This is a genomic window from Leucobacter salsicius M1-8 (genome assembly GCF_000350525.1).
GTDB lineage: Bacteria > Actinomycetota > Actinomycetes > Actinomycetales > Microbacteriaceae > Leucobacter > Leucobacter salsicius.
In genome coordinates this window covers 39,363-52,394 of sequence record NZ_AOCN01000008.1, presented here as the reverse complement: position 1 = coordinate 52,394, position 13,032 = coordinate 39,363, and the positions used below count along the sequence as shown (strand labels likewise).

Genomic DNA, 13,032 nt, shown 5'->3' with positions numbered 1-13,032 from the left:
CTGCGTCGGTGGTGCTCGTTAGGCTAAGAGCATGACAGTTCACAACGAGGCCGCTTCGGCGGTCAGCGATCTCTCCGACGAGAGCATCGCTGACCGCATCGAGCTCATTGGTGCGTTGGCGCTTGCGCAGCACGCCTCCGGCTTCTTGCAGCTGCACGACGAACTACTCGTCGAGCTTGAGCGAAGTGACGTGCCGCGATCCGGCACAGAGGAAGTAGGCAACCCGCATGCCTAAGGCAGTTTGGGAGAGCGCGCCTGCGCGCCTCGATCGTGCGCTGGCCGAGACCGGCATTGCGCGCTCACGCACGCAGGCCGCCGAGCTGATCGACCGGGGCGAAGTGCTCGTGAATGGCACCCCCGCGTCGAAGCCCAGCCTGCGCCTCGCCCCCGGTGACGAAGTCGAGGTTACCGCGACCGAACGCTACGTCAGCCGTGCAGCGCACAAGCTCGTCGCGGGCCTGAACGAGTTTCAGATCGACCCCTCCGGGCGCATCGCGCTCGATCTGGGCGCTTCGACCGGCGGCTTCAGTCAGGTGCTCGTGGAACGCGGGGCCGCGGCGGTACTCGCGATCGACGTGGGGCACGGCCAACTTGCCCCCGAGCTCGCGCACGAGACCCGCATTCGCCTGGTCGAGGGACGCAATGCACGCGACCTCGACGCCGCGAACCTGGCTCAGGATACCGGCATCAGTGAGCCACCCTCGCTGGTTGTCGCGGACCTGTCGTTCATCTCGCTGCGTCTCATCTTTCCCGCCATCGCGCGCAGCGCGTCGGCCGAAGCCGAGCTTGTGTTGCTCGTAAAGCCGCAGTTCGAGGTCGGGCGCGTGCGCGATGGGGTCGTCACCAATCCTGCCCAGTGGGCAGAGGCGCTCCAGGTCGCCATTGCTGCCGCGGCCGAGAACGGCTTCACCGTGCAGGGGCTCGCGAACTCGCCCATCACGGGCGGGCACGGCAACCGAGAGTTTCTTGCCCACTTTGCGCGCGCGGATCGCGTGGGCGAGCCGGATCAGCCAGAATGGGAGGCGCGCATCGCTGCGCTATGCCAGCGCGCATCCGCTACAGAACCTGCGGGCCCGAGCACTGCCGAGAGAAACGAGAACTCATGAGCAGGGACAGCACGAGCAAAGAACTCAACGATGCCGGCGAGGTTCGCCGGATTCTCATCGTGTCGCACACCCACCGTGATGAAGCCGTAGCTGCCACTGTGCAGGTGGTTTCTGCGCTCACCCAGGCTGGGGTGACGCCGGTCATGGATGCGCAAGACCTCGACGAGTTTTCGCCCCACATCGATGTTGAGCAGATCGAACGGCTCGGTACTGACGTCTCGGCGACGCAACTCGAGGTCGCGATTGTGCTCGGCGGCGATGGCACGATCTTGCGCGCTGCCGAACTTCTGCGTGGCTCGGAGTGCCCCATCGTGGGTGTCAACCTGGGGCACGTGGGCTTTCTCGCGGAGATGGAAAGCTACGACCTCGCCACCACGATCGAACGGGTGCTGCGCCGCGACTACACGGTGGAGGAGCGACTCACGCTCGACGTGGTGGCAACCTGCAACGGTGAAGTGATCGCCGAGACCTGGGCCCTCAACGAGGCCAGTGTCGAGAAGCGCCGCCGCATGCTCGAGGTCGAGATCGGCATCGACGGATTGCCCGTCTCCACGTTTGCATGTGACGGCATGGTGCTTGCCACCCCGACGGGCTCTACGGCCTACGCCTTTTCTGCCGGCGGCCCTGTCGTCTGGCCCACCGTGAAGGCCATGCTGATGGTGCCCATCGCGGCCCACGCCCTCTTCGACCGGCCACTCGTCACCGGCACCGACTCTGAGCTGAGCGTGCGCATCTTGCCCGAAAACATCGGCCCCGGTGTGCTGTGGTGCGATGGCCGCCGGCGCACCGAGCTGCCCGCCGGATCAATCGTCCGGGCGCGTACCTCGTCTCAGTCGGTGCGCATCGCACGTCTGAACGCCGCAGAGTTCTCCAATCGGCTCGTGCAGAAGTTTCACCTACCTGTGTCGGGCTGGCGCGGTGCGCGTCGTGAAGGGACAGTATGATCGAGCAACTCCAGATCCGCGACCTCGGAGTGATCGCGGACACCACGCTGCCGCTGGGACCGGGTTTCACCGCGATCACCGGTGAGACCGGCGCGGGCAAGACCATGGTGGTTAGCGCGCTCGGGCTCCTGATGGGGGAGCGCTCTGACGCAGGCGCGGTGCGCAACGGCGCGAAGCAAGCGCGCGTGAGCGGCATCGTGCGTACGAACGACCCCAGCGTGTTCAGTATCGTTGACGAACTGGGTGGCGACATCGAGGACGAAGAGCTCGTGCTGACGCGCACGGTGAGCGCTGAGGGGCGCAGCCGGGTGAGCGTGGGCGGCACGAGCGCGACGGTGGGCGGGCTGTTGCGACTGGCAGACCGACTCTTCGCAGTGCACGGGCAGTCCGAGCAGCTGCGGCTCAAGTCACTTGCCGCGCAGCGCGATACCCTCGATCGTTTTGGCGGAGACTCGCTCGCGACGGTCCTCGGCGACTACCAGTCCGTACACGCACGGCGTCGGGCGCTGACCGAGCAGGTCGAGTCCCTGCGCGAGGCACTTGACGAGCGTGCAGCCGAAGCGGCCCGTACCCGCGCCGAGCTCGAAGAAATTGAAGCGATCGACCCGCAGCCCGGCGAAGAGACCGAGCTTGCCGAGCGCATCGACCGGCTCAGCAACATCGAACAGCTGCGCACCGCGACCTCTGCGGCGCATGAGGCGCTCGCGAGCGACTCAGATGACCCCATGTCCCGCGACGCCGCGGGTCTCGTCGATGACGCCGTACGTGAGGTTGAGCGGGCCGCCGTGTTCGACCCGCGGCTCACCGCAATCGTCGAGGCGCTGCAGAGTGCCAGCTTTCAACTCGCTGACGCGGCGCGCGAGCTCGCGGTCTACGCCGGCGACCTCGATCAGGAGGGGCCGGGGGAGCTGGCCGCGGCGAACGAACGACTGGCCGCGCTCAACGCCCTGTTCCGGTTGTATGGCGTGGACGCCGCCGCGGTCATCGTCTATGCGCAACAGGCTGCCGCGCGCCTGGACGAGCTCGATGGCGACGACGAGCGCATCGACTCGCTCACGGCGGAGCTCTCCGAGGCAGCAACGCGCGAGACCGAGCTCGCGCGCGAGCTCACGGCGCTGCGTAGCGCCGCCGCCGAGCGCATTTCGGTGCTCGTCAGCACGGAGCTGTGGCAGCTCGCGCTTCCCGACGCCGAGTTTGTGGCAAGCGTGACCCCGCTCGACACCCTCACCGCGTCTGGCGGCGACGAAGTGCAGTTTCTGCTGGCCCCGCACCCGGGGTCAGAGCTCCGCCCCGTCGCCAAGACGGCATCGGGTGGTGAGCTCTCACGCGTCATGCTGGCGCTTGAGGTGGTCGTGGCCGGGGTCGACCCCGTTCCCACGTTTGTATTCGACGAGGTAGACGCCGGGGTGGGCGGTGCCGCCGCCATCGAGATCGGGCGCAGGCTCGCACAGCTTGCGCAAACGTCCCAGGTCATTGTCGTGACGCACCTCGCACAGGTCGCCGCATTTGCCAACAACCATCTGCGCGTGCAGAAGGACTCGAGTGGCGGGTTTACCGAAAGCAGCTGCGTGCGGCTCGAAGGGCAAGATCGGCTCGCAGAAATGGCCCGGCTGCTCTCGGGGCTGTCGGACTCGGACAGCGCGCTCGAACACGCCGCCGAGCTGCTCGCGCTGCGCGGGTGAAATTGGATCGAAACCGCCGCGACGTCTGACCCAGGTGCTACGCTCCCACACATGACCAAGATGTTTGGGCGAGCCCGTTCGCGCCGCAACAAAGCAGACGTGACAAGCGATCCAGTCACACAGGCTGAGTTTCTCGAATCGCACCCGGCGGTCGTGCACGCCGATCTCGAGCAAATGGACGCCGAGACACGCGCGATGTATCGCGAGTCGCGCGATGCGAACCGCGACGCGCAGGCTCAAGAGGCGAAGCGACTCACACGTGATTTCGTAGTGAAGAGCCCGTTCCAGCTCGGCTTCACGGTCACTCTGGGCGTGCTCGTGGCGATCCTGTTCGGCGCGATGATTAACCAGCTCAGCACCATCGTGATGTACGTGGCTGCGGCGCTCTTCGTGTCGCTCGGCCTCGATCCGGTCGTGCGCATGCTCGAACGACGCAATATTAAGCGCCCGCTCGGCATCGGCATCGTGTTCGGCGGATTCGTCGTGATCATCGGGATCCTGCTTGCGATCATCATTCCGATGATCGCGACCCAGATCAACCTGCTGATCAGAAGCGCCCCGACGCTCTTCACCGACCTCGCGCACCAGCCCTGGTACCGCGACTTGGACACTCGGTTTGGCAGCTTTGTCGACTTCAACGGCCTGCTCAATATGGGCAGAGATTTTGTCAGCAAGCCCGAGAGCTGGGCACAGCTGGCTGGCGGCGTCTGGCAGGCCGGCATTGGCATTGCGAACGGCCTTACCGCTGCGCTCATCATTCTGATTCTGTCGCTGTACTTCCTCTCCTCACTGCGCATCATCAAGCACGCGTTCTACTCGCTTGTGCCCAAGACCGGCCGCGCAAAGGTCATTGACATTACCGAGCAGGTCACCAAATCCGTGGGCGGCTATGTCAACGGCATGGTCGTGCTCGCCTTCATTAACGCGACCCTTGGGTTCATCATGATGACCATCGTGGGAGTGCCGTTCGCGGGGCTGGTCGCGGTCGGCGTATTCATGCTCGCGCTAATCCCGCTCATCGGTTCGGTGCTCGCCACCGTGCTCGTGACGATCGTCGCACTGTTCAACTCGCCGACGACCGCAATTATCGCTGCGATTTACTACCTCGTGTACATGCAGCTCGAATCGTACCTCCTCACACCCAAGGTGATGAACCGGGTGGTGTCGGTGCCGGGTGCCCTAGTCGTGATTGGTGCATTGGCTGGCGGTACGCTGCTCGGACTCCTGGGCGCACTGATTTCTATCCCTGTGACGGCCGCTGTTCTGATGATCATCAAACAGGTGTGGGTACCACGCCAAGAGCTGAGATAACCAGTTCACGCCAACCTGACGAATTCAACTGATAGGATCGAAGCCCGTGGGAACGAAGCAGAGCGCGGCACAGCCGAAAACGACCAAGCACATCTTTGTTACCGGGGGCGTTATCTCGTCGCTCGGTAAGGGCCTGACGGCCGCCAGCCTGGGTAATCTGCTCACCGCACGTGGTTTGCACGTCGTGATGCAGAAACTTGATCCATATCTGAATGTGGATCCGGGCACCATGAATCCGTTTGAGCATGGCGAGGTCTTTGTGACCGACGACGGTGCCGAAACGGATCTCGATATCGGGCACTACGAGCGGTTCCTCGGCATTAATCTGTCGCAGGCCGCCAACGTGACGACCGGGCAGATCTACTCGACCGTGATCGCCAAGGAGCGCCGCGGCGACTACCTCGGCGCCACCGTGCAGGTGATCCCGCACATCACGAACGAGATCAAGCGTCGCATGCGGCTGCAGGCGTCTGAAGACCCGCAGCCCGACGTCATCATCACCGAGGTCGGTGGCACCGTCGGCGACATCGAGTCGCAGCCCTTCCTCGAAGCCGCACGCCAGGTGCGCCACGAGCTCGGCCGCAAGAACGTGTTCTTCGTGCACGTGTCTCTCGTGCCGTTCATGGGCGCCTCGGGCGAGCAGAAGACCAAGCCCACCCAGCACTCGGTGGCAGCCCTGCGCTCGATCGGCATTCAGCCCGACGCGCTCGTGCTGCGCAGTGACCGCCCGGTCACCGACGACAACATGCGCAAGATCGCGCTGATGTGTGACGTCGAAGAGAACGCGGTCATCAACGCGATCGACGTGCCCAGCATCTACGACCTGCCCACGCTGCTCAACGATCAGGGCCTCGACAGCGTCATCGTCGAGAACCTGGGCCTGTCCGAGGTTTCGCACGACGTCGACTGGACCGGCTGGCAGCCGGTGCTCGACGCCGTACACGAGCCCAAGGGTGAGGTTACGGTCGCGCTCGTGGGCAAATACATCAACCTGCCCGACGCCTACCTCTCGGTCACCGAGGCGCTGCGTGCTGGCGGCTTCGCTCACGCCCAGAAGGTCCACCTGAAGTGGGTGCCCGCAGACGACTGCGAGACCCACGACGGCGCGAAGGCTGCGCTCGGCGATGTCCACGCCATCTGCGTGCCCGGCGGCTTTGGCGTGCGCGGCATCGAGGGCAAGCTCGGCGCACTGCGCTTTGCCCGCGAGAACGGGATCCCCACGCTGGGTCTGTGCCTTGGCCTGCAGAGCATGGTCATTGAGTACGCACGCAATGTCGTTGGACTCGAGGGTGCCTCGTCAACCGAGTTCGATCCCGAGACCCCCGTGCCCGTCATCGCGACGATGGCCGAGCAGGTCGACATCATCGAGGGCGGCGACCTGGGCGGCACCATGCGCCTGGGCTTGTACGAGGCAAAGTTCACGGCGGGCTCGCTCGCTGAGCGCCTGTACGGTGCACCGACCGCGAGCGAGCGTCACCGCCACCGCTACGAGGTAAACAACACCTACCGCGACGAGATCGCTGCGGCCGGCCTGTCGTTCTCGGGCACGAGCCTGGACGGCTCGCTCGTCGAGTACGTCGAGCTGCCCGTCGAGGTGCACCCGTTCTACATCGCCACGCAGGCGCACCCCGAGCTGCGCTCGCGCCCCGGCACGCCGCACCCGCTGTTCGCGGGTCTCGTCGAAGCCGCGATTGGCCGCCGCGAGGCCGCCCGCCTCTTCGAGGTCGAGGGTGACGACAACTAACGCACGCGATACGGGCGCGGGGGCTGAGGCTCCCGCGCCCGTTGGCGTATCTGCTGATCCCAGGGTCTCCGCTGGGCTCACGGGCGCTGCCAGCCTCACGGTGCCCGCGGGCACTACGCCGGGGGATCCGGATCGAGACTCCTCTGGCCACGAACTCTCCGATGCTCCCGCACACATCACCGTGCTTGAGAGCGAGCTGCTCGTGCGCGGAGCCGTCTGGGACGTGCGCCGCGACCGGTTCGAGTTTCGCGGCACCGAGCTGGTGCGCGACTACATTGATCACACGGGCGCCGTCGCGGTGCTCGCGCTCGATGATGCGGGTCGGGTGCTGCTCATGCGACAGTACCGGCACCCCATCGCGCACCGCGATGTTGAGATTCCCGCCGGGCTGATGGACGCTCCCGGTGAATCGGGCCTCGCCGGCGCGCAGCGCGAGCTGGCGGAGGAAGCCGACCTCGCGGCGGGCCAGTGGGATCTACTGCTCGACCTGTTTCTGTCGCCGGGGGGCTCGAGCGAGACCATGCGGATCTTCCTCGCGCGCGACCTGAGCCCCGTCGCGCACGATTTCGTGCGCGACGGCGAAGAGGCTGAGCTGCACCCTGAATGGGTGCCGCTCGAGGACGCGGTGGCCGCGGCGCTGACGGGCCGGATCGGCAACGCCGTCACCGTCAGCGCCGTGCTCGCAGCTCACGCGGCTCGCGCACAGGACTGGGCAACGCTGCGGGATCCGGAGTCTCCGTGGGTGTTTCGGGAGGGCGTGCGCGGGGAGCGCTCGCGATGAACGAAGCGCTCGCGATGAACGAAGCGTTCGCGATGAACGGAGCGCGCTCGCGATGATTACCCTCGGCGTCGATGCCGGCATCGACCGGTTCTTACGCCACGTCGCGATCGAGCGAGGTCTCGCGCAGAACAGCTTGAGCGCCTACCGGCGCGACCTCACCGCCTACGCGCAGTGGCTCGCGGAGCGCGGCATCGATGATCTCGCGCACGTCGGCCCCGACACGCTTTCGGCATATGTCGCCGACCTCGCTAGTACCGACGGCGAGCGTGCGCCGCTCGCGGCCGCGTCGATCACGCGTCGCGCATCGACCGTGCGCGGCATGCACCGGTACCTCTTCGAGGAGGATCTGCTTGAGGGGTATGCGGGGCGGGGGCTGCGCACGCCGAAGAAGGCGTTGCGGCTGCCCAAGGCGCTGGCTGTTGAAGAAGTTGAGGCGCTGCTCGCCCACGCGGGCGGGGACGACCCGGTGGGGTTGCGCGACCGTGCGCTCCTGGAACTGCTCTACGGCAGCGGGGCGCGCGTGAGCGAGGCCTGCAGCCTTGACCTCGATGACCTGCTGCTCGAGGGTGGGCGAAGCGACGCAACCAACGGGGCAGCGAGCGAGGCGACCCAACACGCGCTCGCGGCGGGCGGGTTTCTGCGCGTGATCGGCAAGGGCTCGAAGCAGCGCGTCATCCCATACGGCAGCTACGCCGGGGCCGCCCTCGCGGCCTACCTCGTGCGTGCGCGCCCCGCAATGGTAGCGAGGGGACTGGGTACCCCCGCGCTGTTCGTCGGCCCGCGCGGCGGACGCCTCTCTCGCCAGAGTGCTTGGCTCGTGATCCGGGCTGCCGCCGAACGCGCGGGCATCACCCGGGAGGTCTCGCCGCACACGCTGCGCCATTCTTTTGCCACGCACCTGCTCGCGGGCGGAGCCGACGTGCGCACGGTGCAGGAGCTGCTTGGACACTCCTCGGTCACCACCACGCAGATCTACACCCAGGTCACGGCCGACACCCTGCGCGAGCACTATCTGACCTCGCATCCGCGCGCGACCTAGGGGCGTATTGGCGAGGCGTTGATCCGGCACCGCAGATTCGCGAGCCCAGACAGCGATAGGATGAATCGTTAGTAACCCAGGAGGAGGCCTTGATGGCGAACGTGGAGGAGAAGATCGGACCGACCGGCAGGCCGGATCGGGTAATTCCGCCACCCGCTTTCCTCGAGAGCCACGGCCCCGCGCGCATCATCGCGATGTGCAACCAGAAGGGCGGCGTCGGTAAGACGACGAGCACGATCAACCTGGCCGCAGCGCTGGCGCGCTACGGTCGCAAGGTCCTCGCGATCGACTTTGACCCGCAGGGTGCGCTCTCCGCGGGCCTCGGGGTGCCCGCTCATGACGTCCCCACGATCTACGACCTGATGCTCGGCAAGGTGAAGGATCCGCGCGACGCGATCCAGGCCACCGCCACCCTCGGGCTCGACGTGATTCCCGCCAACATTGACCTGTCTGCGGCCGAGGTACACCTCGTCACCGAGGTCGCCCGCGAGCAGATTCTCGGCGGCGTGCTGCGCAAGGTCGTGGACGACTACGACGTTATCCTGATCGACTGCCAGCCCTCGCTCGGGCTGCTCACCGTGAACGCGCTGACGGCCAGCCACGGTGTGCTGATTCCGCTCGCGTGCGAGTACTTCGCGCTGCGCGGCGTTGCGCTGCTCGTCGAGACGATCGACAAAGTGAAGGACCGGCTCAATCCGGCCCTCGAGCTCGACGGCATACTTGCGACGATGTACGACTCGCGCACACTGCACGCGCGCGAGGTGCTCGAGCGCGTCGTCGATACCTTCGGCGGCAGCGTGTTCGACACCGTGATCGGGCGCACCGTGAAGCTGCCCGATGCGCAGATTGCCGCGATGCCCGTGCTCGACTACGCGCCAGCAAACCCCGCGTCAGAGGCCTACCTCAAACTTGCCCGCGAGCTCATGCAGCGCGGGATCGTCGCCTGATCGAAGCATCCATGACCCGTGCGAGCGAACCCGTCGAGGCTCGCCCGAGCGAGTTTCGGGTGAGTCTGGACGTCTTTGACGGCCCGTTCGATCTGCTGCTGAGCCTCATCGGCAAGCACGAGCTCGACATCACCGAGGTGTCGCTCAGTCTCGTCACCGACGAGTTCATCAGCTACCTGGCCGCGCTCGACGCCCAATTCGACGCCGAGCACGACCCCGCGGGCTCCCAAGCGGCGGCGCACCTCGACCGCGCCAGCGAGTTTCTCGTCGTTGCCACGACGCTGCTCGACCTCAAGATCGCGAGTTTGCTGCCGCAGGGCGAGGCCGTCGACGCCGAGGACATTGCGCTACTCGAAGCACGAGACCTGTTGTTCGCGCGGCTGCTGCAGTACCGCGCTTTTAAGCTCGCGAGCGCCTGGTTTCACGAGCGCCTCGTCGCGGAGAGCGGACGGCACGCACGCCAGCTTCCTCTTGATGCGAAGTACCGGTCAACGGGCCCCGAGCTCGACCTGCAACTTTCGGCCCATGACTTTGCGGCGATAGCCCAGCTGGCGTTCACCCCGCGCGAGATTCCGGTCGTGGGGCTCAGCCACCTGCATGCACCGGCTGTGTCCATCCGGGAACAGGCGGCGATCGTTATCTCGCTGCTGCGCACGACCGCAGCCCAGACGTTTCGCGAGCTCATCGTGGGGGTCGGCGAGCGGGGAGTCATCGTCGCGAGGTTTCTCGCGATCCTCGAACTGTATCGGCGAGACGCCGTGAGTTTCACTCAGGCCGAACCCCTGGGAGAATTGATCGTGCAGTGGACCGGCGAGAGCTGGTCTGATGACGAACTAGCCACCCTGGGGAGCGACTATGACTGAGCCCGTGCTCGAGCCGGAGCTCGACGCGATCGACGAACTCGCGACCGTGCGCGCGACCCACTCGCTCGCGCAGCAGCTCGAAGCGTTGCTCATCGTGGCCGAGGAGCCACTCGACGAATTCGCGCTCGGGGTTGCGCTCGACCGTCCGGTGCGTGAGGTGCGGGCGGCGCTCGGCGCGTTGCGCGCCGATTACGATGGCAATGAGGTCTCTGAGCCTCGCGGTTTCGAGCTGCGCGAGGTGTCTGGCGGGTTCAGATTTTATGTACGGGCTACTCTCGACCCACTTGTGGCAGACTTTGTACAGCAGGAACGCAGCGCGAAGCTTTCGCAAGCAGCGCTCGAGACGCTCGCCGTGATTGCATATCGGCAGCCCGTCACCCGCGGTCAGGTCGCCCAGATTCGAGCCGTGAACGTCGATTCGGTAGTTCGCACGCTGCTCAGCCACAACCTCATCGAGGAAGCTGGGCGGCACGAGGAGACGGGCGCGACGCTCTATGGCACGACTGCGGTGCTGCTCGACCGGCTCGGAATTGGAGACATTTCTGAGCTGCCCCATATTTCACCGTTGCTTGACGACGGTGCCGAAGGTTTTGAACATGAAGTTTTGTAGGCGCGCTTTCGCGCCAGGGTGGAAGGTATACACATGAATGGCGATAGCGGAGGCCTCGGCGGCTCGTTCTCAGTCGACGGCGAAAATGTAGAGGTTGATCTCGCGGAGTTCGGCTGGACCGGCGGCGCAGCTGCGGGCGAAGAGGATGCCGGATCCGGCGCGTACGAAGGTGAAGAAGCCACCGATCCCGATGACGGTCGCATTCGGCTGCAGAAGGCGCTCGCGCACGCGGGCGTCGCTTCGCGGCGCGCGTGCGAGTCGCTCATCACGAGCGGTCGCGTGACGATCAACGGTCAGGTCGAGCACGAGCTCGGTTCACGAATTGATCCCGCTACCGACGAAGTGCGCGTGGACGGTGTCGTCGTGCAGCTTGACGTGTCGAAGCGCTACTTCGTGTTGAACAAGCCCACGGGCGTTGTCTCGACCATGAGTGATGAGCACGACCGCTCTGACCTGCGGGAGTTCACAAAGAAGGTGAAGGACCGCCTTTACAACGTGGGCCGTCTCGACACCGACACGAGTGGTCTGCTGATTCTCACGAACGATGGCGAGCTGGCACACAAGCTGGCGCACCCGAGCTTCGAGGTTTCAAAGACCTACGTGGCGCACGTGCGCGGACGCATGACTGGCGCCGTGATTCAGCAGTTGAAGTACGGCGTCGAGCTGAAGGACGGCATGATCAAGGCCGACCGGGCTCGCATCCTCTCGGACGGCGGCGGCAAGTTCTCACTCGTCGAACTGACCCTGCACTCGGGCCGCAACCGCATTGTGCGGCGCATGCTCGCGGAGGTTGGCTTTCCCGTTATCGAACTCGTACGCCGCCAGTTTGGCCCGCTGAGCCTGGGTACGCTCGGCATCGGCGAGATGCGTGAGCTGTCTGCCGGTGAGCGCGGAGCTCTGCTCTCTGCCACGGGGGAGGCTCCCCGCGAAGAGGGTGCTGAGGCAGGTGCCGAGGGAGGCAAGCAGAGCCGTAAGGGCTGGGCGAAGAGCTCTCGGGTGAAGAACGCTGGTGCAAAGGGCGGGCGCGGCGCGGTAAAGCGTCGCGACGAGATCACGGCCGGTCGCCCCGGCGACGGCAAGGGTGCACGCGGCATGCGCGGCGTCGCCGCGCGCGGCAACCCGCACGGCCGTCGTTCGGCAGAGGATGCCGGGCAGTGGCAGAGCCGCAGCGATGCGGTGGGCGACGAGCGTCGCGCGAGCTACGAGCGCGGAGCCGGCCGTGACGCTGATCGTGGCGCGAGCCGCGGTTCAGGCTACGGTGCAGACCGCGGCAGCGACCGTGGTGCCAGCCGAGGTGCAGGCTACGGTTCGGATCGCGGCGCTGGTCGCGCAGACCAGGGACGCGGCGGGTTCGACCGCGACAACCGTGGTGCGCGTGATGCTGGTCGCGGTGGGTTCGACCGCGATAACCGCGATAACCGCGATAACCGTGATAACCGTGATAACCGCGATAACCGCGATAACCGTGGCGGCCGCAGCGGCGAGCAGCGCGGCGGGTTCGACCGGAGCGAGCGCTCCGATTGGAACAACCGCGCCGGCTTTAGCGGCGGCACTGGTAAGGCACGGGTCTGGTCCGACCGCGCTGAGCGTGCGGACCGCGGAGAGCGTAGCGATCGCAATGAGCGTCCCCGTTACGATCGCCCCCAGGGTGACCGCAACGACCGCCCCAGCCGGAGCTACGACCGCAACGATCGTGGCAACGACCGCAACTTTAGCGGACGCAACGACCGTAACGACCGTAACGATCGCAACGATCGCAACGATCGCAGCGATCGCAGCGATCGTAGTCACGGTGGCGCTCGCGCAGAGCGTGGTGGGTACTCAAACGATCGCGGTAACGACCGCAACTTTGGTAGCCGCAACGATCGCAACGACCGTGGCGATCGCAACTACGGTGGCGAGCGCGCTGAGCGCGGCGGGTACTCGAACGACCGTGGCGCACAGGGCCGCAACGGTCGCCCCGACTTCGGTCGCGGTGACTCGGCGCGGGGCGGATCAGGCGCCG

General features: G+C 66.1%; 11 protein-coding genes and 1 pseudogene. All 12 read left to right on the top strand.

Annotated elements, in window-relative coordinates:
• Positions 1–31: 31 nt before the first annotated feature.
• A complete protein-coding gene (locus C795_RS14920) occupies positions 32–235 on the top strand; it encodes a hypothetical protein (RefSeq protein WP_017792156.1) in 204 nt (67 codons plus the stop codon).
• Complete coding sequence (locus tag C795_RS0102345; protein ID WP_017792155.1) at positions 228–1,106, top strand: TlyA family RNA methyltransferase; 879 nt, start codon at positions 228–230, stop codon at positions 1,104–1,106. The genes C795_RS14920 and C795_RS0102345 overlap by 8 nt, the downstream gene beginning before the upstream one ends.
• Complete coding sequence (locus C795_RS0102340) at positions 1,103–2,050, top strand: NAD kinase (protein WP_017792154.1); 948 nt, start codon at positions 1,103–1,105, stop codon at positions 2,048–2,050. The genes C795_RS0102345 and C795_RS0102340 overlap by 4 nt, the downstream gene beginning before the upstream one ends.
• Positions 2,047–3,732, top strand: a complete 1,686-nt coding sequence (recN, locus tag C795_RS0102335) for a DNA repair protein RecN (protein WP_017792153.1) — start codon at positions 2,047–2,049, stop codon at positions 3,730–3,732. Before C795_RS0102340 ends, recN begins: the two co-directional genes overlap by 4 nt.
• A gap of 51 nt (positions 3,733–3,783) precedes the next feature.
• A complete protein-coding gene (locus C795_RS0102330; RefSeq protein WP_017792152.1) occupies positions 3,784–5,043 on the top strand; it encodes an AI-2E family transporter in 1,260 nt (419 codons plus the stop codon).
• Between the two features lie 46 nt (positions 5,044–5,089).
• Positions 5,090–6,787, top strand: a complete 1,698-nt coding sequence (locus C795_RS0102325; protein WP_017792151.1) for a CTP synthase — start codon at positions 5,090–5,092, stop codon at positions 6,785–6,787.
• On the top strand, positions 6,774–7,568 hold the full coding sequence (locus tag C795_RS14915) for an NUDIX domain-containing protein (protein ID WP_017792150.1): 795 nt from the start codon (positions 6,774–6,776) through the stop codon (positions 7,566–7,568). The genes C795_RS0102325 and C795_RS14915 overlap by 14 nt, the downstream gene beginning before the upstream one ends.
• 52 nt (positions 7,569–7,620) lie before the next feature.
• On the top strand, positions 7,621–8,607 hold the full coding sequence (locus tag C795_RS0102315; protein WP_017792149.1) for a site-specific tyrosine recombinase XerD: 987 nt from the start codon (positions 7,621–7,623) through the stop codon (positions 8,605–8,607).
• Between the two features lie 92 nt (positions 8,608–8,699).
• Positions 8,700–9,554, top strand: coding sequence for a ParA family protein (locus C795_RS0102310; RefSeq protein ID WP_017792148.1), 855 nt, complete (start codon positions 8,700–8,702; stop codon positions 9,552–9,554).
• An 11-nt stretch (positions 9,555–9,565) separates the two neighbouring features.
• Complete coding sequence (locus C795_RS0102305; RefSeq protein ID WP_017792147.1) at positions 9,566–10,417, top strand: segregation and condensation protein A; 852 nt, start codon at positions 9,566–9,568, stop codon at positions 10,415–10,417.
• A complete protein-coding gene (gene scpB / locus C795_RS0102300) occupies positions 10,410–11,027 on the top strand; it encodes an SMC-Scp complex subunit ScpB (RefSeq protein ID WP_017792146.1) in 618 nt (205 codons plus the stop codon). Before C795_RS0102305 ends, scpB begins: the two co-directional genes overlap by 8 nt.
• A 201-nt stretch (positions 11,028–11,228) precedes the next feature.
• A pseudogene (locus C795_RS17505) lies at positions 11,229–11,957 on the top strand (pseudouridine synthase); the annotation flags it as partial.
• Between the last annotated feature and the right edge of the window lie 1,075 nt (positions 11,958–13,032).

Coding starts and splice junctions, on each gene's coding strand:
- C795_RS14920 (WP_017792156.1), top strand. CDS start 32: ATGACAGTTCACAACGAGGCCGCTTCGGCGGTCAGCGATCTCTCCGAC.
- C795_RS0102345 (WP_017792155.1), top strand. CDS start 228: ATGCCTAAGGCAGTTTGGGAGAGCGCGCCTGCGCGCCTCGATCGTGCG.
- C795_RS0102340 (WP_017792154.1), top strand. CDS start 1,103: ATGAGCAGGGACAGCACGAGCAAAGAACTCAACGATGCCGGCGAGGTT.
- recN (WP_017792153.1), top strand. CDS start 2,047: ATGATCGAGCAACTCCAGATCCGCGACCTCGGAGTGATCGCGGACACC.
- C795_RS0102330 (WP_017792152.1), top strand. CDS start 3,784: ATGACCAAGATGTTTGGGCGAGCCCGTTCGCGCCGCAACAAAGCAGAC.
- C795_RS0102315 (WP_017792149.1), top strand. CDS start 7,621: ATGATTACCCTCGGCGTCGATGCCGGCATCGACCGGTTCTTACGCCAC.
- C795_RS0102310 (WP_017792148.1), top strand. CDS start 8,700: ATGGCGAACGTGGAGGAGAAGATCGGACCGACCGGCAGGCCGGATCGG.
- C795_RS0102305 (WP_017792147.1), top strand. CDS start 9,566: ATGACCCGTGCGAGCGAACCCGTCGAGGCTCGCCCGAGCGAGTTTCGG.
- scpB (WP_017792146.1), top strand. CDS start 10,410: ATGACTGAGCCCGTGCTCGAGCCGGAGCTCGACGCGATCGACGAACTC.